The sequence below is a fragment of the Rhizobium sp. 01T437 genome (genome assembly GCF_056398505.1).
The window spans coordinates 254,609-278,205 of the sequence record NZ_JBFTPM010000005.1; the positions used below are offsets into that span (position 1 = coordinate 254,609).

Consider the following 23,597-nt stretch of genomic DNA (forward strand, 5'->3'; position numbering starts at 1 on the left):
CGGATCGTCAAGCGCTTTTTTGTGCAAATAAATATCTGCCCGTTTATTGATCGAATGGCAAGGATTTACGGCAGATCCAAAGGTAGGCGCACGTTTTGACGAGAACCGCACGCCAGGCAAGCGTGCGGTACCAAAAATCAATTGGTTCGCCTTTCAAGCCTCAGCGGTTCGCGGAGCGCGCAGAAAGGAAAGCCTGCGGCTCGAAGCCGAAATCCTTGTCGAAAGGATAGGTCGGGTGCTCTTTGCGCAGGCGCGGCAGGCGCTCGACGAACTGGTCGACGACACCGGCCGAGAGCGCCATGAGGTTGGGATTGGCGATCGGTGCGAGTTCCGGCGAGAGATAACCCGACTTGACGACGACGATCTTTGCCGTGCGCGGATCAAGACCGAGGCGGGTAAAATCGACGATGTTGTGATAGGGGCGGCGCTTGGCGGAGAGCACCAGATCGATGCCACCGATGGAAACGACGGCCTGGCGGTCGGCCGCGTCAGCGGTTTCGCGGAGGAACTTCACCATGAAGCGTCCCGTCACCGGCTTGCTGCCCTTGGTATCGAGCGAGGCGCCGACCGTCAGCTCCAGGGTGGCGCCGATGCCCGCAGCATAGCAGGTCTCGGTGGCCGCCTTATCGGCGATGCCGGCGAAGACGACACCGGTAGCGCCCTTTGCAATCAGTTCGGCCAATACGTCGGCTCGGTCGCCCACGCCGCCGCCGGTCGGGTTGTCGCCGGATTCGGCAAGCACGACGGGGCCGGTGGGACTGGCGATCGCCTTGGTGACGCACTCCTCGATCGAGCCGGTCTCGCAGCCGAACACGAATTCCTCACGTACGTCCCAATAGGCCCTTGCCAGGCGCTTTGCCTCGCGCTCCAGCACCGCGCGGTCCGTGCCGGTCATGATGGCGGCGGCGGTGGCGCGGGGTTCGTCAGCCCAGACGTAGCCGACCATCAGCGAAGCATCCCAGACGCCGTCGAGCGCGTCGATGCCGGGCAGTTCGGCGTAAAGGCTCTTTGCTGGTTCATCGACGGTGCTGGTGCGTTCGCCCGGCAGGACGACGGGGATTGGCGCCCAGAGCAAGGTGGGTTTCACGCCCGTCTTCAGGCTTTTCACCAGCATGGAGACCGAGCGGCGCATGGTCTCCTCGACATCGATATGCGGCGCAGTGCGATAGGTGGAGTACATGTCGAGCGCATCGAGGATGCGCTGGGTGACGTTGCCATGCAGGTCATAACTGGCCGAAATCGTGCAGTGATCGCCGACGAGCGCGCGGGCTGCACTGATCCAGTCGCCTTCCGCATCTTCCATGCCTTCGACATACATGGCGCCGTGCATGGCGAGATAGAGGCCGTCGAGTGGCAGCAGTGGCTTCAGGCGTTCCAGGAACTCGGCCTTGAAGGCCTCATAGGTGTGGCGCGCGACCGGGCCGCCGGCGATGGCGCGGGCATGGATCGTCGGCAGGAATTCGGCGTCGTAGTCCCCAAGGAACGCGAAATAGGGGGCTGCCAGCAATCCTTCGCCGCGCACCACCCGGAAATCCTTCTCCTCGTTCAGGACGGGATTGTATGTGCTGCATTCGATGTGAATGCCACCGACGGCGATGCGCATGGGAAACCTCAGCTTAAATTGGGACCAATCAGGAAATTATGGGCGGCGATGCTGGCAGCGCCCCGCGCCCAGACGTCACTATCGACGCGACGGGTGCGGATCGGCGTCTGGCCGGCATAACGCGGAAGAACATTGGCTTCGATCGCCTGCTGCACGACCGTGCCGAACAAGCCGTCGAAAGAGCCCTCGACATGGGTCACGAGGATCATGCCTGGGTCGTTCATCTGGATCAGGTGCGAGATCGCAAGACCGAGGGCTGCGCCGGCCTTGTGGATGATGGCGATCGCCTCGGCGGTGCCGAGCGAGGCTTCCTCTTCCAGCTCGGACAGAGAAGTGCATTTCAGACCGGCGGCCCGCGCCATCTCCTTGATCGCCTTCATGGAGGCGATGGTATCCAGGCAGCCGCGCTTGCCGCAGCGGCAGGGCGCGCCGCCCGGCTCGATCGTCGCATGGGCGATTTCGCCCGCACCGCCATGATTGCCGCGATAGAGCCTGCCGTCGATGAAATGGGCACAGCCGATGCCGTCTCCGAGCGAGACGACCGAGAAATTCGGCGTGTCGCGGGCTATGCCGAACAGCTTCTCGCTGACGGCGACGGCCTTGGCGTCGTTTTCGATGAAGGTATCGACGCCGCTTGCGTGACGGATGATTTCGGCAAGCGGCACGTCCTGCCAGCCAAGCAGAGTGGATTGCACACAGGTTGCCTGCTTTTCATCGACGAAACCGGATAGCGCCACGCCGATGCCGGCAAGCTTCGAGCTTGCCTGCGGGTGGCCCTTCAGGATTTCCGGCAGGCCGTAGGCGATGGCATTGGCGATGACCTTGGGATCACGGGAATGGGGCAACTGCTGACGGGCGATGATATTGCCGTTGAGATCGCTGAGGATCATCGGCGCGGGATCTTCAAGAAGCGAGATGCCAATGAAGAAGGCGCATTCGGGTTTCAGGTCGAGTAGTACGGAGGGCCGGCCCTGGCCGTAGACGGTCTCCGTCTCGTGCAGCACGCCGCGATCGATCAGCTCGCGGGCAATGCCGCTCATCGCCGCTTTGCTGAGCCCGATCGCGGAAGCAAGATCGGTCCGGCTTAAGGGGCCTGACTCGCTTATGACCCGCAGGAGCTCGCGCTGCGACGAATTGAACATACAAATTCCCGATCTGCCGACGTGCTATTTAGCCTTGACAATAAGTTTACAAAATGAACCAATCAACCAAAATAAATTACAAAATTGATCAAAGCCGACCTGAGGGCCGGTTTTAAGAATCAACAAGAGGGTGAACCAATGGAAATCATTCGCAAGAGATTTATCAGTACTCGCCATTTCGCATTGAGCTGCGCCGTCGCCGGAGCGCTGTTTGCGCCGTTTTCAGCCTTCGCTTCCACGCTGACGGTCATGCAGACAGAAGCGCCGCGCTCGATGGATCCGGGTGATCAGACGGCGACGTTTACAGCCGCGGTTCTGGATCCGATGTATGAGGGCTTACTTTCCCGCGCTAGGGATTTGAGCCTGCAGCCGGCGCTTGCCACCGAATGGTCGAGCGACGCTGCCGGCATTGTCTGGACCTTCAAGCTACGCCAGGGCGTGAAATTCCATGACGGCACGCCGTTTGATGCCGATGCTGTGGCGAAGAACTTCGCCCGCCATCTCGACACCAAGCGCGGCCTTGCCGCCAGCGGTCGTCTGCGCACCTTTATCGACAGCGTTACGGCTGTCGATTCCTCGACCGTGCAATTCAAGCTCAAGAAGCCTTACCCGGCCTTCCTAGCGCTTCTGACCACCGGCGCCTGCCTGATGGTCAGCCCGACCGCGGATGCTGCCGGCACGATCGGCAGCAAGGCCGCCGGCACCGGTCCCTACAAACTGCAGGAATACAAGTCCGGCGAATATGTGCTGGAAACGAAGAATCCCGACTGGTGGGGTGGCGCGGCCAAGGGCGCCGACGAGATCAAGTGGACCTGGACAGCTGAGCCGTCGGTCATGAACATGGCACTGCAGACGGGCGATGCCGATATCGTCAACCCGCTGCCGGCGGCCTTTGCCAAGCAGCTCGCAGCCAATCCGGACATGAAGGTCAACAAATCAGACGGTTCGGCGGTGTTCTGGGTTTCGCTCAACACGAAGCTGAAGCCGCTCGACGATGCGCGTGTGCGCCAGGCTCTGAACTATGCGACCGACCGCGACGGCCTCGTCAAGGCGATCATGCAGGGCAATGCGACGCCGGCAAATTCGCCGTTGGCGCCGGTCACACCCGGCTATGACAAGACGCTTGCGCCTTACACCTATGACGTTGACAAGGCGAAGAAGCTGCTCGCCGATGCCGGCTATCCTGATGGCTTCTCGATGACAACAATCGTGCAGGAGCCCGAGGCACGCATCGGCGAACTGCTGCAGGCCATGTGGGCGAAGGCCGGCGTGAAGCTTGACGTGCAGCGCATGGAAAGCGGCGTCTGGGCGAAGGCGGCCTTTGCCGATCCGGCCGGCAAGGCGGCTGCCAATACGGGTTCGGTGATCGCGTCGTGGTCTTCGGGCGTCAATGGCGCCGACCTGCAGTTCCGTCCGCTCTATTATTCGGCAAGTGCTTCGCCTGCCAGCGCCAATCTCGGCTTCTTCAACGATCCGAAGCTCGATGAGTTGATCGACAAGGCAGCCTCGACGCTGGACGAGAAGGCGCGCAATGCGATCTATGTCGATGCCCAAAAGGAGGTCAACGAGCAGGCACCGCACGTTCTCCTCTATACGACGCAGGATCTCTATGCCGCCCGCAACAATGTGAAGGGCGCCTGGGTCATCCCGGGAGGCCAGGTCGTGGTCAAGGAAGCCACCAAGGACTGATGCGAAACCGGGCGGGCCGCGCAATGCGCCGCCCGCCTGATTCACTGAAAATGACGGTCCGATGAAAGCCTATATTCTCAAGAAGCTGCTCGCATTGCCGCTGATCCTGATCGGCGTGTCGCTGCTCATCTTCATCGCCATCCGCGCGCTTCCCGGCGATCCGGCCCGCATGATGGCCGGCCCCGAAGCCACGCAGGAGGCGGTCGATAATATGCGCGCCCGCCTGGGGCTCGATCGCAGCATTGCCGAACAATATGGTTCGTTCGCCTATGGCGCCGTCAGGGGCGATCTCGGCATGTCCCTCAAGTCGAAGCTGCCCGTTGTCGATGAAATCGCCGAGCGGATGCCCTTTACGTTGGGTCTTGCTATCACCGCCTATCTACTGGCGATTGCGATCGGCGTGCCGGCCGGCATGATCGGCGCGATCTACCGGCATGGCTGGCCGGACCAGGCCGTGATGTTGCTTGCCATCGCCGGCGCTTCCATTGCCAATTTCTGGCTGGCGCTGATGGCGATGAACACGTTCTCCGTCAGTCTCGGTTGGTTGCCGCTTCTTGGCGCCACCTCGTGGAAAAGCTTCATCCTGCCGTCGATCACACTCGCGGTGCTGCCGATGGCCGTCATCGCCCGCATGACGCGCTCCAGCATGATCGAGGTATTGGCACAGGATTATATCCGCACAGCGCGAGCCAAGGGTGTGGCGCCCAGCTCGATCTACTGGAGCCATGCGCTAAGAAACGCGCTGATCCCGATCGTCACTATCGTGGGGCTGAATTTCGGCAGTCTGATCGGCGGCGCCGTCGTCACCGAATCGGTCTTCAACTGGCCTGGCATCGGCCGCTTGCTCGTCGATTCGGTGCGCTATCGCGACTATCCGGTCATCCAGGGTGTGACGCTCGTCGCTGTCACGGGTGTCGTCGTCATGAATTTCTTGGCGGAAATGGCGATCGCCGCGCTCAACCCGAAGATAAGGTTCGACTGATGGCGATGAGCGAAGCGGAAAAGGTTTCGACCGGCAACAGCGGCCTGCGCCGCGCCTTGCGCTGGCTCGCCACGCATAAGGGCATCACCATCGGCGGCGGGTTTATCGGCATTATCGTCCTGATGGCGATCTTTGCGCCACTCATCACCTCGGCCGATCCCTATTCGCAGGATCTGCTTTCGACCATGCTGGAACCATCCTGGGAACATCCCTTCGGCACCGATGATAACGGCCGCGACATTTTCGCCCGCGTGCTCTACGGCGCTCGCATTTCGCTGCTGGAGGTCATTCTCAGCGTCGGACTTGCTATCACGGTCGGCGTGCCGCTCGGCATTGTCTCGGGCATGACGGGGCGCTATGTCGACCAGGCGATCATGTGGTGCATGGATATTCTCTTTGCCTTTCCAGGCATCGTACTCGCCATCCTGATCGTCAGCGTGCTCGGCACCAGTCTCGTCAACCTGCTGATCGCCATCGCGATCTTCTCGGTCCCGGTCTACGCGCGGCTCAGCCGCAACCTGACGCTCGGCCTCAAGGCGATGGATTATGTGGAGGCGGCGATTTCGCTCGGCGTGTCGCGCCACCGGATCATGACGCATTACATCCTGCGCAATGCGATCGGCCCTATCATCGTGCAGTCGACACTGACGGCAGGCACCGTCATCCTATCGGCCGCAAGCCTATCCTTCCTCGGCCTCGGTGCACAGCCGCCGCTTCCGGAATGGGGCGCGATGATGAGTGATGGCCGCAACTATCTCGGGCTCAACATCTACATGTCGCTCTTTCCGGGCCTCGCGATCATGATGACCGTACTCGGCTTCAACATTCTCGGCGACGGCCTGCGCGACCTGCTCGATCCACGGAAATAGGAAAGCAACAAGGGATGCGAATGCGCAGCGTACTGCGCGTTTCATCATCTCGGTTGGGAAGTTTAGGAAAACTGGAGCGGGCGAAGGGATTCGAACCCTCGACCCCAACCTTGGCAAGGTTGTGCTCTACCCCTGAGCTACACCCGCTCAAATCCGCACCGGTCCGGGGTAGTAAGTAGCGGACCGTGGGCGCCACCTTGCGGCGACGGGCGCTATATCGCCCAAACGATTTTCAAATGCAACAGGGAAATGACGGAAAAACGAAGAAAAGTTCCAGCGGTGGAAAACCGGCTTCGGAAACGCCGCGAATGCAGGGCAAAGCGTCGGTCCTGAAGATTGCCAAGCTCATGAGGCAGACGTAAGCAGGCAGTCCAATCTGCCCCTCTCCTGTCTGACGGAATGACGATGACCGAAAACAAGCCCAAGACTCGCCAGGATCTTCTCGCCTTTCTCGATGGCCTTGGCATTGTCCACAGCACCAAGGACCATGCACCGGTCTTCACGGTGGCCGAATCGGTCGCGCTGCGGGATGAGATCCCGGGCGGGCACACCAAGAACCTGTTCGTGAAGGACAAGAAAGATCGTTATTTCCTGCTGACCGTGGAAGAAAATGCTGCCGTCGACCTCAAGCAGGTTCATACTCTTATCGGTGCTTCCGGCCGCGTCTCTTTCGGCAAACCCGAGAAGCTGATGGAATATCTTGGTGTCATTCCGGGCGCCGTTACCGCGCTCGGCGCGATCAACGATGCCGGCAACAATGTCACTTTCGTGCTCGATGCGGATCTGATGCACGATGACATCATCAACTGCCATCCGCTTTCCAACGATGCGACGACTTCGATCGCCAGCGCCGATCTGATACGATTCATGGAGGCGACTGGGCATAAGCCGCTTGTCTTGAAAGTGACGTCCTGACATACGATTTTAGCGCTATCAGAGACGCCGGCAGATCGGCGCGGCGGGAGATACCTATGAGCGGCAGCGACAATCCTTATAACGGTTCCTTTGGCAACCAGATGTCGGCAACGGCAAGTTATGGCGCGGTACCTCAGCCTGCGGCGGGCGGCGGGTATATCAAGGACACGACGACGGCAAATTTCACCAGGGACGTTCTCGAAGAATCGCGCAACCAGCCGGTGCTGGTCGATTTCTGGGCGCCATGGTGCGGTCCGTGCAAGCAGCTGACGCCGGTCCTGGAAAAAGTTGTCAATGAGGGGCAGGGCCGCGTCAAGCTCGTCAAGATGAATATCGACGATCATCCCTCGATCGCCGGCCAGCTCGGCATCCAGTCCATTCCAGCCGTCGTCGCCTTCGTCAACGGCCGCCCGGCGGATGGCTTCATGGGCGCGGTGCCGGAAAGCCAGGTTCGCCAGTTCATCGATCGTCTTGCAGGTCCTGAAGGTGCGGATCAGGCTGCCGAAATCGAAGGTGCTCTGGCGCAGGCTGGCGAACTGCTCGCTGCCGGAAACATCAACGAAGCGGGCCAGCGTTATGGCGCGGTCATGCAGGCCGATCCGGAAAATGCCAAGGCGCTTGCAGGCATGGCCGAATGCCTGATCGCAGCCGACCAGCATGGCGAGGCCCGCCAGATGCTGAGCGAGCTGCCGGAAGAGCTTGGCAAGGATGCCGGCATCCAGGCGGTCCTGAAGAAGCTCGACCAGATCGAAGAAGCCCGCAAGCTCGGCGATCCCGTCGCCCTGGAACGTGAGCTGGCATTGAATCCCGATCATCATGAAGCGCGCCTGAAACTCGCCAAGATCCTCAATGTCGAAGGCAAGCGCGATGAGGCTGCCGAGCACCTGCTCACCATCATGCGCAAGGATCGCGCCTTCGACGATGATGGTGCGCGTCGCCAGCTTCTGCAGTTCTTCGAGGTTTGGGGCTTCAAGGATCCGGCGACGGTTTCGGCCCGTCGCAAGCTTTCATCGATCCTGTTTTCCTGAGTTTGCCGCATCCGCCCTTGCGTTTTTACACAAGGACACCACATTTCTCGTGAGGACGGGCGCCGCAAATGCGCGCGCCGAGAGAGCGCGGGACTAGTCTTCATGCAAGTCGGCAATGCGAGATATCTGAAGCCCGGCGATCTACCGGATGAGATTGCAGTTTTTCCCTTGACCGGTGCGCTTCTTCTGCCTGCCGGGCAGTTGCCGCTCAATATCTTCGAGCCGCGTTATCTTGCGATGTTCGATGCCGCACTGACCGGAAACCGTCTGATCGGCATGGTGCAGCCGGCACACGGCGAGCATGAAGACAAGACTCATGCTCCTGAGCTTGCGGCTGTCGGCTGCCTTGGCCGGATTACCTCCTATGCCGAAACCGGTGACGGGCGCTATATCGTCTCGCTCACGGGCGTGTGCCGCTTCCGGCTGCTTGAAGAGAGATCGCATGGCCAACCATTCCGCAGCTTTCGCATCGCGCCGTTCATATCAGATCTCTCCGCCGAGAACGAAGAAGATGCAGTTGACCGCAGCGCGCTGCTGACGGCTTTCAAGGCCTATCTTGATGCCAATAAGCTTGAGGCGGACTGGGAGAGCGTGGAGCGGGCGAGCAACCTTACCCTCGTCAATTCGCTCGCGATGATGTCGCCTTTCGGCCCGGCCGAAAAGCAGGCGCTGCTCGAAGCGCCCGATCTCAAGACAAGGGCGGAAACCCTGATCGCCATCACCGAAATCGTGCTCGCGCGCGTTTTCGGCGATTCCGATACCGTGCTGCAGTAGAGGGCGCGATGGACGAAAAACTGAGCCGGGTCGATCCCAAACTTCTCGAACTTCTCGTCTGCCCGCTTACCAAGGGACGGCTTTCCTATGACCGCGAACACAACGAGCTGGTCTCGGAAAAGGCGCGTCTTGCCTATCCGATCAGGGACGGCATTCCGATCATGCTCGTTTCGGAAGCGCGCACACTCGAAGACTGAGCTCTAAAGAGTTCCATTGTTTTTACGCAATTCCGGACGCAAAACCGCAGCACACTTTTGCTGGAAYTGCTCTCATTCAGATCGTTTCACCCGACAGCAGCCGCGGATTGTCCTTGGCGGTTGTTCCTGCCGCCTGGCCGATGAAGAAGGATTTCAGGCCGGGCAGGCGATCGACGATGCCGAGGCCGAAGTCGCGGGCGATGCGGATCGGCGCCATGTCATTGGAAAACAGCCGGTTCAACACATCTGTCGTGACGCCCATGCGGAAGGTGTCGAAACGGCGCCAGCTCTGGTAGCGCTCCAGAATATTGATGGCGCCGATATCGAGCCCAAGGCGATCGGCGTCCACGATGGTTTCGGCGAGGGCGGCCACATCCTTGAAGCCGAGATTGAGGCCCTGGCCAGAAATCGGATGGATGCCGTGTGCGGCATCACCGGCGAGCGCAAAGCGCGGCGCGACGAAGGAGCGGGCAAGTGTGAGGCCGAGCGGGAAGGCGCGCTTGTCGCCAACCACCTTGAGAGCGCCGAGCTTGTGGCCGAAGCGGCGTTCAAGTTCCTCCTCGAAAACCAGATCGTCGGCGGCGACGAGCCTGACGGCGTCATTCGTCCGCTCGGTCCAGACGAGTGACGAGCGGTTGTTGCGCAGCGGCAGGATGGCGAAGGGGCCGGATGGCAGGAAATGTTCTTCGGCGCAGCCGTGGTGCGGGCGTTCGTGCTCGACGGTCGTGACGATGCCGGACTGACCGTAATCCCAGGTGACAGTCTTGATCCCTGCAAAATCGCGCAGTCTGGAGCGCACACCATCGCAGGCGATCAGCAGGCGCGATTGCAGCGTGCTGCCGTCGGAGAGGCTGATCTCGATATCGGTATCACCCGTCTTCAGGCCGGTGGCGCTCAAGCCATGGCGGATGTCGATACCGAGCCGCTCGCAGGCGCCGCGCAGCGCGCCGACCAAAACGACATTTGGGATCATGTGGGCAAACGGACGGCCATCGGCCACTTCGCCGTCGAAGGTCAGGAAGATCGGGCGGACAGGATCGGACATCTTGGAATCGGTTACGATCATCTTGGTGATCGGCTGGGCCTCCGGCTCGATCTCGTCCCAGATGCCGAAGACTTCGAGCATCTTCGTCGCCGCCGCAATGATGGCAGAAGCGCGCATGTCCTTTTTCCAGGCGTGCTCGGGTGCCGCTTCGACGACGCCGATATTGAGATGCGGTGCTGCCTGCTTGACTGCCACGGCCACGGACAGGCCGACATAACCTCCGCCTACAACCAGCATGTCCAGCATCGTCCGCTCCTGTTACTTTCTACGATCAGATGCGATCTATATAGATCATCATACTGTCACTTCCTACCGCCGGGAGCCGAACAAATGACGGAACAAACGGGCAAGCCCACCGCTATGGAAACATTGATTTCGACCCTCGATATCGAGCCGATCGAGGTCGATATCTTTCGCGGCCGCAGTCCGCAGGTCGGCTGGCAGCGTGTGTTCGGTGGGCAGGTGATCGCCCAGGCGTTGATGGCGGCGCAACGCACTGTGGAAGGCGAGCGGTTCATTCACTCGCTGCACGCCTATTTCATGCGTCCTGGCGATCCCTCCGTGCCGATCATCTATCAGGTTGAGCGCATCCGCGACGGGTCGAGCTTCAACACGCGCCGGGCCGTCGCGATCCAGCACGGCAAGGCGATCTTCGCGCTGTCGGCCTCGTTCCAGGTCGAGGAACCAGGCTTTGACCACCAGATCCCCATGCCGCCGGTGCCGATGCCGGAAACGCTGCTCGGCGAACAGCAGATCAAGGAACAGTATCTCGCTCATGCTCCGGCGGCGGTACGCAAATATTGGGAGCGCGAAAGGCCGATCGAAATCCGGCCTGTCTCGCTCAAGCACTATTTTACGAGTGAGAAGCTCGAACCGCAGCAGGATGTCTGGGTTCGTGCTACCGGTCCCGTGCCGGACAGCAGGCTCTATCAGGCCGCCGTGCTTGCCTATCTCTCGGACATGACGCTACTTGATGCGTCGCTACATGCCCACGGAACATCCATTTTCGATCAGAACCTGCAGGTTGCAAGCCTCGACCACGCCATGTGGTTCCACCGTCCCAACAAGCTCGATGACTGGCTGCTCTATACGCAGGACAGTCCGTCGGCTTCGGGCGCTCGGGGATTGACTCGCGGTAGCCTTTTTACTCGATCCGGTGTCCTGATCGCGTCGGTGGCGCAGGAGGGTCTGATTCGGAAAAAGGCAAATGAATAAATAATGTGCATATTTATAAATTTGCGCATTATTTGTGCGCTTATTGGCCCATCATTTGCCTGTTTATTGACGTCATCAATTATAGTCTTTATATTTCAATAACTTATAGACTGTCACGAATCTGGCACGTCCTTTGAATGTCTATCGCCGGTCGCTGGTCAAGAAACCGTCAGCGGCAAGGAGAGTCGGCTCCGCGCCGAGGATAACGAAGGATGGGAAACCAGATGAAAATTGTGATGGCCATTATCAAGCCGTTCAAGCTCGATGAGGTCCGCGAAGCCCTCACGGCGATCGGCATTCAGGGCCTGACTGTGACCGAAGTGAAGGGCTACGGTCGCCAGAAGGGGCACACTGAAATCTATCGCGGCACTGAATATGCGGTCAGCTTCCTGCCGAAGCTCAAGATCGAAATCGCGGTCGCATCCGAAATCGTCGACAAGGCGGTAGAGGCCATCGCAGCATCTGCCAAGACCGGCCAGATCGGTGACGGCAAAATCTTCGTCTACTCGATCGACCATGCCGTGCGCATCCGTACGGGCGAGACCGATTCAGAAGCGCTGTAAAAAGAACGGCAGATCAAGGAGCTATTTCCAATGTCAATTTCGAAGTTTTCCTCCAACATCGCACGGGTAGGCGCCCTTTCGGCCGCTCTCCTGGCGCCGGTCGTCGCTTTCGCGCAGGAAGCAGCCCCGGCAGCCGCCGATGCTGCAGCCGCTGCTGCTCCGGCCATGACGATGGATAAGGGCGACAATACGTGGATGCTCGTCTCCACGGTGCTCGTTCTGCTGATGACCATCCCGGGCCTTGCGCTGTTCTACGGCGGTCTCGTCCGCGCCAAGAACATGCTGTCGGTTCTCATGCAGGTCTTCATGATCACGGCTGTCGTCATGATCATCTGGGTCACCTACGGCTATTCGCTCGCCTTCACCGATGGCGGCTCGCTGAACAGCTTCGTCGGCGGCTTCTCCAAGGCTTTCCTCGCCGGTGTCACACCGTCTTCGCTGGCTGAAACCTTCACGAAGGGTGTGGCCATTCCGGAACTCACCTTCATCTGCTTCCAGATGACCTTCGCCTGCATCACGCCGGCCCTGATCGTCGGCGCCTTCGCCGAGCGCATCAAGTTCTCGGCCGTCATGCTCTTTGTCGTCCTGTGGGTCACCTTCGTCTACTTCCCGATGGCGCACATGGTCTGGTTCTGGGGCGGCCCGAGCGCCTACACTGCGCCGGCTGGCTTCATCTACTCCCTCGGCGCGATCGACTTTGCAGGTGGCACGGTCGTTCACATCAATGCCGGTGTCGCCGGCCTGATCGGCGCCATCATGCTCGGCAAGCGCACGGGCTATAAGAAGGAAATCATGGCTCCGCACTCCATGACCCTGACGATGGTCGGTGCCTCGCTTCTCTGGGTCGGCTGGTTCGGCTTCAACGCCGGCTCCAACCTCGAAGCCAACGGCTATGCATCGCTCGCAATGATCAACACCTTCGTTGCAACGGCTGCTGCCGCTGTTTCCTGGTGCATCGTTGAAAGCTTCGCTCGCGGCAAGGCTTCCATGCTGGGTGCCGCTTCGGGTGCCGTCGCTGGTCTCGTTGCCGTTACCCCGGCTGCCGGTTTCGCCGGGCCGATGGGCTCGATCGTTCTCGGTCTCCTCGTCTCGCCGGTCTGCTACTTCTTCGTCGACGTCGTGAAGAACAAGTTCAACTATGACGACTCGCTCGATGTCTTCGGCGTCCATTGCATTGGCGGTATCTTTGGCGCCATCGGCACCGGCATCCTCGTCAACCCGGCTCTCGGCGGCGCTGGTATCGTCGATTATTCGACACCAGACTTCGCAGCCACCTATCTCGGCACGGGTGCACAGGTCTTCAATCAGCTCAAGGGCGTACTGGTCACGATCGCCTGGTCGGGCATTGGTTCGGCGATCCTCTACAAGATCGTCGATGTCATCATCGGCCTGCGCGTTTCGGTCGAAGCCGAGCGCGAAGGTCTCGACCTCGCAACGCACGGCGAAGCCGCTTACCACTCCTGATCACAGGGTTTGCGGCGCCCGGCACAAGGGCGCCGCTGAACGGCCCGTCGCGGCCTATCTAACCATAAGCCGCTCTTGGCCCGGACCTTCACAGGTTCGGGCCCTTTTCTTTTTAGTGATCCGGCATATGCATGGTTAACATCGCTTTAACTCTACTTTGATTAGGTGGAGCGGACGCATTTGGCGCGGCGAAGCATTGGCGATTCGCGTGCCCCCAGGCATTGGACGGGTTAGACACATGGCAAGAAGCACGTCGCCGGCGATGGATGGTCGTCCTGACCGGTTCTCCTTCTCGGCATTCATGCTGCGGCAGATCCAGGCTCTGATCGGCTTTGCGGTCTTCCTGGTCTTAGCGCTCGTGGTTGCGGCGCTTGCGACATGGAACGTCACCGATCCCAGCTATTCCTACGCCACCGGTAACCTGCCGACCAACATACTCGGTTATAGCGGTGCTGMCTTTGCCGACGTCGCCATGCAGTTCCTGGGGCTCGCAAGCGTCGTTTCGATGCTGCCGATCGTTGCCTGGGCGCTGGCGCTGATTTCCGGCCGGCGCATCAGCCGTATTCCGGCGCGCGCCGGCGCCTGGCTCGTGGGCACTATACTTTCCTCCGCCGTCATCGGCTGCTTCCCGCCACCGCTCACCTGGCCGATCCCGAATGGTATCGGCGGTGTTATCGGCGACATGATCCTGCGTTTTCCTGCACTCTTTGTCGGTGCCTATCCGACCGGCGTTTTCGCCACCGCCGTCGGCTGCATCTTCGCCGTCCCGACCGCGTGGATGATGCTCTTTGCAGCCGGCATCGTTGGCCGCAGTGAACTCGATGAGGAGGAAAACGAAGAAGAGGATTATGTCGATACGCGCAGCAAGGTGCGTGTCGTCGGCGATGAGGACGATGAGGACGACGGGTCCCGCTGGATGGCCTTTAGCGGCGCCATGACGCACGCCTGGTATATGAACCAGGCACGTTTCCGACGGCTTTTTGGCATGGGACCGCGTAAGCGCCGCCAGAGCGATTTCGAATCACCTTATGACTTCAACGATGACGAATTCGGTACGCTGAACGAGCCGGTGCGCGCCAAGCCCACAGCGCGCGGCGAGCGTATGGATCCTTCCATGGAGCCGCGTGCCGCTTCGAGCCGTCGGGTCGTTTCGGCGCCTTCTATCTCGCTCAACGACGATGAGGACGAGGACGACGATCCGCCATTCAATACCGACATGCCGCCGCGTCCGGCCGATATCCTGCCCGATGACGATGATGACGATTGGATGATCCGCGCRCCGGCCAAATCGGCCGGTAAACCCGAGCCGCGTGTCATTCCTGCCTCCGCCCGTCCAAAGCTCGGCGCCCGCGTCGAACGCGAGGCGCAAGGTTCGTTCATCCGGCCGGAAGGCTTCCAGCTTCCCTCCATGCATCTGCTTGCGGAGCCGAAGAATGTCGTGCGCGATTCCACGCTTTCGGCCGACGCGCTGGAGCAGAATGCCCGCATGCTGGAAGGCGTGCTGGAAGATTTCGGCGTCAAGGGCGAGATTATCCATGTTCGCCCCGGTCCGGTCGTCACGCTCTATGAACTGGAGCCGGCACCCGGCATCAAGTCGTCCCGCGTCATTGGCCTTGCCGACGACATCGCCCGCTCGATGAGTGCGATTGCCGCCCGCGTCGCCGTCGTGCCGGGCCGCAATGCGATCGGCATCGAGCTGCCGAACCAGACGCGTGAAACCGTCTATCTGCGCGAGCTCATCGCCTCGCGTGATTTCGAAAGCTCCAAGGCGAAGCTTGCCATGGCGCTTGGCAAAACGATCGGCGGCGAGGCTGTGATCGCCGATCTCGCGAAGATGCCGCATCTGCTCGTCGCGGGTACCACCGGTTCGGGTAAGTCCGTTGCCATCAACACGATGATCCTGTCGCTGCTCTACCGTATGACGCCGGAGCAGTGCCGCCTGATCATGATCGATCCGAAGATGTTGGAACTCTCCGTCTATGATGGCATTCCGCATCTGCTTTCCCCTGTCGTCACCGATCCAAAGAAGGCCGTCGTTGCGCTCAAATGGACCGTCCGCGAGATGGAAGAGCGCTACAAGAAAATGTCGAAGATCGGTGTTCGCAACATCGACGGCTTCAATACGCGCGTCGAGCAGGCGCTTGCCAAGGGAGACACGATCTCGCGCACGGTGCAGACCGGTTTCGACCGGCAGACCGGCGAGGCGGTCTACGAGACCGAAGAGTTCGACCTGCAGCCGATGCCCTATATCGTCGTCATCATCGACGAAATGGCCGACCTGATGATGGTCGCCGGCAAGGATATCGAAGGCGCGGTGCAGCGCCTTGCGCAGATGGCGCGTGCGGCCGGCATCCATGTCATTATGGCAACGCAGCGTCCGTCGGTCGACGTCATCACCGGCACGATCAAGGCGAACTTCCCGACGCGCATCTCTTTCCAGGTTACGTCCAAGATCGACAGCCGCACGATCCTCGGCGAGCAGGGTGCCGAACAACTGCTCGGTATGGGTGATATGCTCTATATGGCAGGCGGCGGTCGCATCCAGCGCGTCCATGGTCCGTTCGTGTCCGACGTCGAGGTCGAAGAGATCGTCTCCTACCTGAAGACACAGGGCTCGCCGCAATATCTCGATGCCATCACTGCCGATGACGACGAGGATGGCGATTATGGTGGTGGTCCGGCAGGTACGTCAAATCTCGCCGATTCGGAAGATCCCTATGACCAGGCAGTTGCCATCGTGCTGCGCGACGGAAAGGCCTCAACTTCTTATGTTCAGCGCAGGCTCGGCATCGGCTATAATCGTGCGGCATCGCTGATCGAGCGCATGGAGCAAGAGGGCATCATCGGCCCGGCGAACCATGCCGGTAAACGCGAGATTCTTGTGCCGACGGATGGAGATATCCTCGACCGTTGAGGAAAGAATATTTGATGGCGCAGCCCATCCGGTGGAAACCTCGGAGGATGTAATCCGTTACCTTTCACCGGGCGATCGCGGCGCCTTGAAGACGCCGCCTTTCGGCGGCATGCAGACCGCATACAGGAGGTTCACATGACCAACTCCGCGTCCATCTTTTCCGGCCTGCCGGTAACCCGCCGTGACGTTCTTGGCGTTTTCGCTGTTGCGGCCGTTGCAACCGCTGTTCCGTTTCCCGCTCTTGCCCAGGTTGCCCAGGCGGCAGCACCCGCTGCCAACAGTGCCACGGCACAGGCGATTGCCGATCATTTCTCCGGCGTCGCCACCATGCAGGGCGAGTTCGTGCAGTTTGGCCCTCGTGGCGAACAGACCGGGGGCAAGTTCTTCATCGAGCGTCCCGGCAAGCTGCGCTTCAACTATGACGATCCGTCGCCGATGCGTGTCATTGCCGATGGCAGGAACGTCGCGATCGGCAACGTGAAGCTGAAGACCTGGGATCTCTATCCGCTTTCCAAGACGCCGCTCAGCCTGCTACTCGCGCCGCATATTGATCTTTCCGCCGGCATGGTGAAGGGCGTGAAGCAAGAGTCCGATCTGACAACGATCTCGCTCGGAAATAATACGGTGTTCGGCAACTCGACCATCACGATGATGTTCGACCCGAAGACCTATGACCTGCGCCAGTGGACGATCACCGACAACCAGGGCAAGGACACGTCGGTGATGATCTTCAACGTGAAGACCGGCGTTGCCTTCGACGAGCGCGTCTTCCGCGTGCCCTACGAGGATATCAAGGGCACCTCGGCAAACCGCGACTAGAGCCCTGTGCGTCCATTCGGACGCACAGAGGACGCTCTATCTCGTCGAATCCACGCATCAGGCTTTCCGAAAATCGATCCCGATTTTCGGGCCGGTGCTGTAGCGCTTTTCGGTTGATCGCCGGCCGCTTTTGCCTGCGGCCGGTTTTCTCGCTGACGCCTTTGCTCTAAAGCCTTTTCAGAGGGATCTGAAAGGGTATGGCATGAGCTTCTCCATCACCACCTGGAATATCAATTCGGTGCGGCTGCGCATGCCGATCGTCGAGCAGCTCGTGCTGAAGCACAGGCCCGATATCCTTTGCCTGCAGGAAACCAAGGTCACGAACGATCTCTTCCCGTTGGTACCGCTGCGCGCCATGGGCTACGAGCACATCATCATCCACGGCCAGAAGGGCTATCATGGCGTTGCCATCGCCTCGCGCCTACCGCTGACCGAGGATCACCGTCAGGATTACTGCAATGTCGGCGATGCGCGCCACATCTCGGCGGTCTTCGAGTGCGGCAACCGGCGCATCCGCCTGCATAATTTCTATGTTCCTGCCGGCGGCGACGAGCCGGACCGGATGATCAATCCGAAATTCGGCCACAAGCTCGATTTCATCGAGGAGATGAAGAACCTCAAGGCGAGCGCCGAACCGAACACGTCAGCCATTCTCGTTGGTGATCTCAATATCGCGCCGCTGGAACATGATGTCTGGTCGCACAAGCAGCTTTTAAAGATCGTCAGCCATACGCCCGTCGAAACTGACGGGCTACTCGAGGTGATGAAGCGTGGCGGCTGGCACGATCTCATGCGCCAGCATGTACCTGCCAATGAGAAGCTCTATACGTGGTGGAGCTATCGCGCGAAGGATTGGGAAGCTGCCGACAAGGGCCGGCGCCTCGACCATATCTGGTCCTCGCCCGACCTCGGTCCGCATCTGCAGCGCATCGAGGTGCTGAAGGAAGCACGCGGTTGGGAGCGGCCGTCCGACCATGTGCCGGTGACCGTACATCTCAACCTCTGAAACGTCAGCTGAAACGGTGAAACTGGCTTGCGGCCTGTGCCGCGAGATCGGCAATGCTGTCGCGGATACGGTTTTCCATAATGCGAGCCGCCGAGGGATATTCCTCGATCAGGCGAAGGAACAGCGCCCGCGTAATGCGGATGATGCCGGTATCTTCGCGGGCAATTGCCGTGAACTTGCGCTCCACCAGCGTTATAAGAGCCAGCTCCGAGATCAATGCACCGGCGCCAGCGATGGCTTCGGTTCGCGCCATGCCATCCGAGCCCGTCACGCTAAGTTCGAGGCTACCGCTCGTGATCACATAGGCGCTTTCGGCGGGCGAGCCCTGACGGAACAGCATCTGCCCCGCCGCAATCACCCGACGGTCTGCGCCGAAGGCAATCAGGCGCAACTGGTCGTCGTTCATGTCCTTGAAGAGCGGAAGCTGCGCCAGCAGATTGATATCGTCGGAAAGAGACATGCTACGGGATGATCTTGTAGCCGCCGTTTTCCGTCACGAGGATCTCGGCGTTGGACGGATCCCGCTCGATCTTCTGGCGCAGACGGTAAACGTGGGTTTCCAGCGTGTGTGTGGTAACGCCGGAATTGTAGCCCCAGACTTCTTCCAGCAGTACGTCGCGGGTCACGACCTTCTGTTCGGCGCGGTAGAGGTAGCGGATGATCGCCGCCTCCTTTTCCGTCAGACGGATCTTCTGGCCGTTGTCGGTGGTCAGCAGCTTCTGGCTCGGCTTGAAGAGATAGGGGCCGACGGTGAAAGTGGCATCTTCGCTCTGCTCATGCTGGCGAAGCTGCACGCGAATGCGCGCCAAAAGCACAGCGAAGCGGAAAGGTTTTGTCACATAGTCGTTGGCGCCGGCCTCAAGGCCAAGGATCGTGTCTGAATCCGTGTCGTGACCGGTCAGCATGATGATCGGCGCCTTGAAGCCACCCTTGCGCAGCAGCTTTACCGCCTCGCGGCCGTCCATATCGGGCAGGCCGACGTCCATGATCAGCAGATCGACCGGATTGGAGCGGGCGGCCTGGACGCCCTTGCCCGCGGTCGCTTCCTGCAGGACCGAGAATTCCTCATACAACGACAATTGCTCCGTCAGCGTCTGGCGAAGGTCGTCGTCGTCATCCACCAGAAGAATGGTGCGTGCGGTCATGCGGGTGCGTCCTTGCGTTGGTCAGATACTCCTACGCCAAATTCCACATTTGGCAAGGATTGGCGATCTGCTGCTGTTGCTGCCTAGGGTCTCATATGGTTTCAATCGAAGCCCAAGGCAATTCAAGAACATGCGAGAAAAATGGAAAAAGCAAGGCGAGAGCGAAATGGGCAGCCCTCAACGCTCGTGGTGCGTGCCGCGCCGGGCCAGCCAAACAGAGCTATCGTCTGCTTTGGCCCGCTCACCTTGCCCGCCGCGATCGGCCGTAGCGGCCGGACCGTGATCAAGCGGGAAGGCGACGGGGCGACGCCGATTGCTGCCATGCGGCTGCTCTACGGTTTCCGGCGCGGCGAACGAAACGGCCGTCTCCCTACAGCGCTGCCCATCAAGCGCATCCGGTCCGACATGCTGTGGTGCGATCAGCCCGCCGATGCGAATTACAACAGGCTGGTCAAGGCGCCGTTCAAACCGAGCCATGAGGAGATGAAGCGGAAGGACGGGCTTTATGATATCTGCCTGGTGCTCGACTGGAACGTGACCTCTCGGGCGCGCAATCGCGGCTCAGCGATCTTTTTCCATCTCATCCGGCCAGGATACGAGCCGACCGCCGGCTGTGTTGCGATCAGCGCTCGCGACATGCGCCGCATTCTGCCTCACCTCAGAAAGGGAACGATCCTCCGCGTTCTCTGATTGTATTGCGGGCTCTCTGTCCTATATGGACTTTCGACCGGACGCGCGGGCTGCGATGCGTCCAGGGAAAACCGCTTCGCGGCTTCAATTCATGCCCCATTCAATTCGTGTCTTTGGCCAATCCTTCAAACTTCCGGAGATATATTGTGACCACTCAGCCCATCATTACCTTCCACGACGGACATTCCATTCCCCAGGTGGGTCTCGGCGTCTGGCAGACGCCGCAGGATATCGCGGCTCCGACCGTGCGCGCCGCACTTGCCGCCGGCTATCGCCACATCGATACGGCGTCCGGTTATGACAACGAAGAGGGCGTCGGCGAAGGCATCCGCTCCTCAGGCATCGACCGCAAGGATATCTTCGTCACCACGAAACTGCGCAATACCGACCAGGGCTATGACAATGCACTGCGTGCCTTCGAGGTTAGCCTGAAGAAGCTCGGTAGCGATTATATCGATCTCTATCTCATCCACTGGCCGTCGCCGCATCGCGCGCTTTATCGCGAAACCTGGAAGGCTTTCGTGCGCTTGCGGGAAGAAGGCCGCGTCCGCTCCATCGGTGTGTCGAACTTCTATCCAGACCATCTCGACCATATCGTCGGCGATACAGGCGTGGTTCCCGTCATCAACCAGATCGAGCTGCATCCGGATTTTCAGCAGAAGGCGGCGCAGGAAGCGCATAAGAAGCTGAACATCGTCACGGAATCCTGGAGCCCGCTCGGTCAGGGCCGCTTCATTTCCAATCCGGTCATCGGTCAGATTGCTGCCAAGCACGGCAAGACGCCGGCGCAGGTGATCATCCGCTGGCACATCGATACCGGCCTCGTCGTCATTCCGAAGTCGGTGACGCCCTCGCGCATCGAGGAGAACTTCAATGTCTTCGATTTCAAACTGGATGGCGAAGACATGGCCGCGATCGCCAAGCTCGATAGCGCCGGCGCTCGCATGGGTCCGGATCCGTACACGGCGACGTTCTAAGCGCTGTCTCCTCTGCATCTGCTCAACTAAAAAGCCCGGCGCTCGCGCGCCGGGCTTTTATCATCTCGGATGTCCGAGAGAGATCAGTTCCACTCACGGATATCGACGAAGTGGCCGGCAATCGCGGCTGCGGCGGCCATGGCCGGCGAGACGAGATGTGTGCGGCCCTTGAAGCCCTGGCGGCCTTCAAAGTTGCGGTTCGAGGTCGAGGCGCAACGCTCGCCCGGCTTCAGGCGGTCGTCGTTCATGGCGAGACACATGGAGCAGCCCGGCTCACGCCAGTCGAAGCCGGCCGCCTTGAAGATCTTGTCGAGGCCTTCGGCTTCTGCCTGTTCCTTCACGAGGCCGGAGCCCGGAACGATCATGGCATCGACGGTCGACGCAACGGTCTTGCCTTCAACAACCTTGGCGACCTCGCGCAGATCCTCGATGCGGCCGTTGGTGCAGGAGCCGATGAAGACGCGGTCGAGGGTGATATCGGTCATTTTGGTGCCCGGCTTCAGGCCCATATAGTCGAGCGCGCGCCATTTGGAGGTGCGCTTCGTCTCGTCCTGGATATCGTCAGGGTTCGGTACGATACCCTGCACGGAAATCACGTCCTCGGGTGAGGAACCCCAGGATACGATCGGCGGCAGGTTGGCAGCATTGAGCACGACGACGCGGTCGTAATGAGCGCCTTCATCGGTCTGCAGTGTCTTCCAGTAGGCAATCGCCTGTTCCAGCGCCTCGCCCTTCGGCGCACGCGGCTTGCCCTTGATGTATTCGAAGGTCTTTTCGTCAGGGGCGATCAGACCAGCGCGGGCTCCGCCTTCGATCGTCATGTTGCAGATCGTCATGCGACCTTCCATCGACAGCGCGCGGATAGCTTCGCCCGCAAATTCGATGACGTGGCCGGTGCCGCCGGCCGTGCCGATCTCGCCAATGATGGCGAGGATGATGTCCTTGGCGGTTACATGCGGTGGAAGCAGGCCGTCGACCCGCACCAGCATGTTCTTCGCCTTCTTCTGGATCAGCGTCTGGGTCGCCAGGACATGTTCGACCTCGGAGGTGCCGATCCCATGCGCCAGCGCGCCGAAGGCGCCGTGCGTCGAGGTGTGGCTGTCGCCGCAGACAATGGTCATGCCGGGCAAGGTGAAACCCTGTTCCGGACCGACGATGTGAACGATGCCCTGACGCTTGTCGCTTGCCGAGTAATACTCGACGCCGAATTCGGCCGCATTGGTTGCCAACGCTTCGACCTGGATGCGGCTTTCCTCATTCTTGATGCCGAGATGGCGGTCGGGTGAGGTCGGAACGTTATGGTCGACGACGGCAAGCGTCTTTTCAGGCGCGCGAACCTTGCGGTGGGTCATGCGCAGGCCTTCGAAGGCCTGCGGCGAGGTGACTTCGTGGACCAGGTGACGGTCGATATAGAGAAGACAGGTGCCGTCAGGCTGTTCATCGACCAGGTGGTCGGCCCAGATCTTGTCGTAAAGGGTACGCGGTGCGCTCATGGCTATAGTCCGTTTTGGCTGGAGCATGGAATTTAAGGATATGGCGGACAAGCTCCGCCGGCCGTCATTCGATCAACGAAGTCGGCTGTTGAGCGCACCGGAAACGCACGCAAAGAAACGTGCCGGCAGGCGATAATGGTCCTGCAGCACGAAAATATGCGCACCGATGCATCTGAATTTGGATTCCATGGCGCTGGATATAGCGATTTTTGATCGAAACGGCAATTCGAATCGTGCGACGGCTCTAGCGTCGCGGCATCTGCTTCATCTTTTTCTCGATCCGCCGCAGGAAGAGCGACAGGCCGATTGTCAGGATCAGGTAGATATAGGTGACGATCGAATAGGTCTCGAAGAAGCGGAAGGAGCCGGAGGCATAGACCTTGCCCATCTGCGTGATGTCGGCGACACCGAGAACGGAGACGAGGGAGGAATCCTTCACCATCGAGACGAAGTCGTTGGAGAGCGGCGGGAAGATCACCCGGATCGCTTGCGGGAAGACAACGAGCCTGAAACGGCGGTAGCGCGACAGGCCGAGCGACTTGGCCGCCTCGATCTGGCCGATATCGACGGACTGGAAACCGGCGCGGAAGATTTCGGCAATGAAAGAGGAATAGCCGATCATCAGGGCGATGATGGCGCGCCACATCAGCGACAGATCACGCACGAGGATTGGCTCAGCAATACCGGCCTTCACCAGGGGGGTGATCAGGAAATTATAGGCTGCGACAACGCCCGGCGCGCCGACGAAGGCGATATAGAAGAGCAGCACGAGGATTGGAATGCCCCGGATGATCTCGATGTAGAAGCGGGCGATCTGGCGCAGCACGATACTATCGGAGAGGCCAAGTAGAGCAATGCCCAGACCGAGCACGGTCGCCAGCACAAAGGCGACGAGTGTCACGAACACGGTAATGCCGGCACCATTCACGACGGTCCGGAAGACCTGCGTGTAGATGTCGTTGGTGATGATGACGACGGCGAGAACGATGCCGATCAGAACAAGCACGACCAGCCACCAGGGACGGTCGTCCTTCTCGTGTCGCGGGGATGGTGGTAGTGCCATCTGC

General features: G+C 60.2%; 22 protein-coding genes and 1 tRNA gene. 15 read left to right on the forward strand and 8 right to left on the reverse strand.

What is annotated here, in order from left to right:
- Positions 1–160 precede the first annotated feature (160 nt).
- The gene (locus tag AC1DM5_RS12065) at positions 161–1,603 is read right to left on the reverse strand and encodes a M81 family metallopeptidase (RefSeq protein ID WP_477821541.1); all 1,443 of its coding nucleotides are present in this window, start codon (positions 1,601–1,603) and stop codon (positions 161–163) included.
- A gap of 8 nt (positions 1,604–1,611) precedes the next feature.
- Entirely contained in the window at positions 1,612–2,745 is a 1,134-nt protein-coding gene (locus AC1DM5_RS12070) for an ROK family transcriptional regulator (protein WP_477821542.1), read from the reverse strand.
- 138 nt (positions 2,746–2,883) lie between these two features.
- Between AC1DM5_RS12070 and AC1DM5_RS12075 the strand changes: the two genes are divergently transcribed.
- The 3 genes from AC1DM5_RS12075 (at position 2,884) to AC1DM5_RS12085 (ending at position 6,285) form a co-directional block, all read left to right on the forward strand.
- A complete protein-coding gene (locus tag AC1DM5_RS12075) occupies positions 2,884–4,434 on the forward strand; it encodes an ABC transporter substrate-binding protein (protein WP_477821543.1) in 1,551 nt (516 codons plus the stop codon).
- Between the two features lie 61 nt (positions 4,435–4,495).
- Positions 4,496–5,416 (forward strand): ABC transporter permease, encoded by a 921-nt coding sequence (locus AC1DM5_RS12080; protein ID WP_113319798.1) that lies wholly within the window; start codon positions 4,496–4,498, stop codon positions 5,414–5,416.
- Positions 5,416–6,285 (forward strand): ABC transporter permease, encoded by an 870-nt coding sequence (locus AC1DM5_RS12085; RefSeq protein ID WP_477821544.1) that lies wholly within the window; start codon positions 5,416–5,418, stop codon positions 6,283–6,285. Before AC1DM5_RS12080 ends, AC1DM5_RS12085 begins: the two co-directional genes overlap by 1 nt.
- A gap of 72 nt (positions 6,286–6,357) precedes the next feature.
- On the opposite strand, the gene AC1DM5_RS12090 is transcribed toward AC1DM5_RS12085, so the two are convergent.
- Positions 6,358–6,432: transfer RNA gene (locus tag AC1DM5_RS12090), tRNA-Gly, on the reverse strand.
- A gap of 258 nt (positions 6,433–6,690) precedes the next feature.
- On the opposite strand from AC1DM5_RS12090, the gene AC1DM5_RS12095 reads away from it, so the two are divergent.
- The 4 genes from AC1DM5_RS12095 to AC1DM5_RS12110 all read left to right on the forward strand — a co-directional run bounded on the left by AC1DM5_RS12095 (position 6,691) and on the right by AC1DM5_RS12110 (position 9,199).
- Positions 6,691–7,200, forward strand: a complete 510-nt coding sequence (locus AC1DM5_RS12095; RefSeq protein ID WP_037101876.1) for a prolyl-tRNA synthetase associated domain-containing protein — start codon at positions 6,691–6,693, stop codon at positions 7,198–7,200.
- Positions 7,201–7,256: 56 nt separating this feature from the next.
- Positions 7,257–8,228, forward strand: a complete 972-nt coding sequence (trxA, locus tag AC1DM5_RS12100; protein WP_477975044.1) for a thioredoxin — start codon at positions 7,257–7,259, stop codon at positions 8,226–8,228.
- A gap of 102 nt (positions 8,229–8,330) precedes the next feature.
- Positions 8,331–9,002, forward strand: a complete 672-nt coding sequence (locus AC1DM5_RS12105) for an LON peptidase substrate-binding domain-containing protein (RefSeq protein ID WP_007814604.1) — start codon at positions 8,331–8,333, stop codon at positions 9,000–9,002.
- 8 nt (positions 9,003–9,010) lie between these two features.
- Positions 9,011–9,199, forward strand: coding sequence for a Trm112 family protein (locus AC1DM5_RS12110; protein ID WP_007814601.1), 189 nt, complete (start codon positions 9,011–9,013; stop codon positions 9,197–9,199).
- A gap of 76 nt (positions 9,200–9,275) precedes the next feature.
- Here the strand turns inward: AC1DM5_RS12110 and AC1DM5_RS12115 are convergent, their stop codons facing one another.
- Complete coding sequence (locus AC1DM5_RS12115) at positions 9,276–10,490, reverse strand: ubiquinone biosynthesis hydroxylase (protein WP_477821546.1); 1,215 nt, start codon at positions 10,488–10,490, stop codon at positions 9,276–9,278.
- An 84-nt stretch (positions 10,491–10,574) separates the two neighbouring features.
- Here AC1DM5_RS12115 and tesB point away from each other — a divergent pair, with 84 nt between their 5' ends.
- The 6 genes from tesB to AC1DM5_RS12145 all read left to right on the forward strand — a co-directional run bounded on the left by tesB (position 10,575) and on the right by AC1DM5_RS12145 (position 18,225).
- On the forward strand, positions 10,575–11,459 hold the full coding sequence (gene tesB, locus AC1DM5_RS12120; RefSeq protein WP_477821547.1) for an acyl-CoA thioesterase II: 885 nt from the start codon (positions 10,575–10,577) through the stop codon (positions 11,457–11,459).
- Positions 11,460–11,671: 212 nt separating this feature from the next.
- A complete protein-coding gene (locus tag AC1DM5_RS12125; protein WP_007814595.1) occupies positions 11,672–12,022 on the forward strand; it encodes a P-II family nitrogen regulator in 351 nt (116 codons plus the stop codon).
- A 30-nt stretch (positions 12,023–12,052) separates the two neighbouring features.
- Positions 12,053–13,486, forward strand: coding sequence for an ammonium transporter (locus AC1DM5_RS12130; RefSeq protein ID WP_477821548.1), 1,434 nt, complete (start codon positions 12,053–12,055; stop codon positions 13,484–13,486).
- A 238-nt stretch (positions 13,487–13,724) separates the two neighbouring features.
- The gene (locus AC1DM5_RS12135) at positions 13,725–16,400 is read left to right on the forward strand and encodes an FtsK/SpoIIIE family DNA translocase (RefSeq protein ID WP_477975046.1); all 2,676 of its coding nucleotides are present in this window, start codon (positions 13,725–13,727) and stop codon (positions 16,398–16,400) included.
- 135 nt (positions 16,401–16,535) lie between these two features.
- Positions 16,536–17,219: an outer membrane lipoprotein carrier protein LolA gene (locus AC1DM5_RS12140; protein ID WP_477821550.1), complete on the forward strand. Its 684-nt coding sequence runs from the start codon at positions 16,536–16,538 to the stop codon at positions 17,217–17,219.
- 202 nt (positions 17,220–17,421) lie between these two features.
- Positions 17,422–18,225: an exodeoxyribonuclease III gene (locus tag AC1DM5_RS12145; protein ID WP_477821551.1), complete on the forward strand. Its 804-nt coding sequence runs from the start codon at positions 17,422–17,424 to the stop codon at positions 18,223–18,225.
- Positions 18,226–18,229: 4 nt separating this feature from the next.
- Here the strand turns inward: AC1DM5_RS12145 and AC1DM5_RS12150 are convergent, their stop codons facing one another.
- Together AC1DM5_RS12150 and AC1DM5_RS12155 are read right to left on the reverse strand one after the other, a co-directional pair.
- A complete protein-coding gene (locus AC1DM5_RS12150) occupies positions 18,230–18,685 on the reverse strand; it encodes a cyclic nucleotide-binding domain-containing protein (protein WP_113319785.1) in 456 nt (151 codons plus the stop codon).
- A gap of 1 nt (position 18,686) precedes the next feature.
- Positions 18,687–19,370 (reverse strand): response regulator transcription factor, encoded by a 684-nt coding sequence (locus AC1DM5_RS12155; RefSeq protein ID WP_007814583.1) that lies wholly within the window; start codon positions 19,368–19,370, stop codon positions 18,687–18,689.
- 141 nt (positions 19,371–19,511) lie between these two features.
- Here AC1DM5_RS12155 and AC1DM5_RS12160 point away from each other — a divergent pair, with 141 nt between their 5' ends.
- Positions 19,512–20,060: a L,D-transpeptidase family protein gene (locus AC1DM5_RS12160; protein ID WP_113319784.1), complete on the forward strand. Its 549-nt coding sequence runs from the start codon at positions 19,512–19,514 to the stop codon at positions 20,058–20,060.
- A 146-nt stretch (positions 20,061–20,206) separates the two neighbouring features.
- Positions 20,207–21,037: an aldo/keto reductase gene (locus AC1DM5_RS12165; RefSeq protein WP_477821911.1), complete on the forward strand. Its 831-nt coding sequence runs from the start codon at positions 20,207–20,209 to the stop codon at positions 21,035–21,037.
- 83 nt (positions 21,038–21,120) lie between these two features.
- Here AC1DM5_RS12165 and leuC read toward each other — a convergent pair whose 3' ends face one another.
- Both leuC and AC1DM5_RS12175 read right to left on the reverse strand, forming a co-directional pair.
- Positions 21,121–22,530 carry a 3-isopropylmalate dehydratase large subunit gene (gene leuC, locus AC1DM5_RS12170; protein WP_477821912.1) on the reverse strand — a complete coding sequence of 470 codons (1,410 nt, stop codon included), beginning with the start codon at positions 22,528–22,530 and terminating at the stop codon, positions 21,121–21,123.
- A gap of 244 nt (positions 22,531–22,774) precedes the next feature.
- Entirely contained in the window at positions 22,775–23,593 is an 819-nt protein-coding gene (locus AC1DM5_RS12175; protein ID WP_477821913.1) for an amino acid ABC transporter permease, read from the reverse strand.
- Positions 23,594–23,597: the final 4 nt, after the last annotated feature.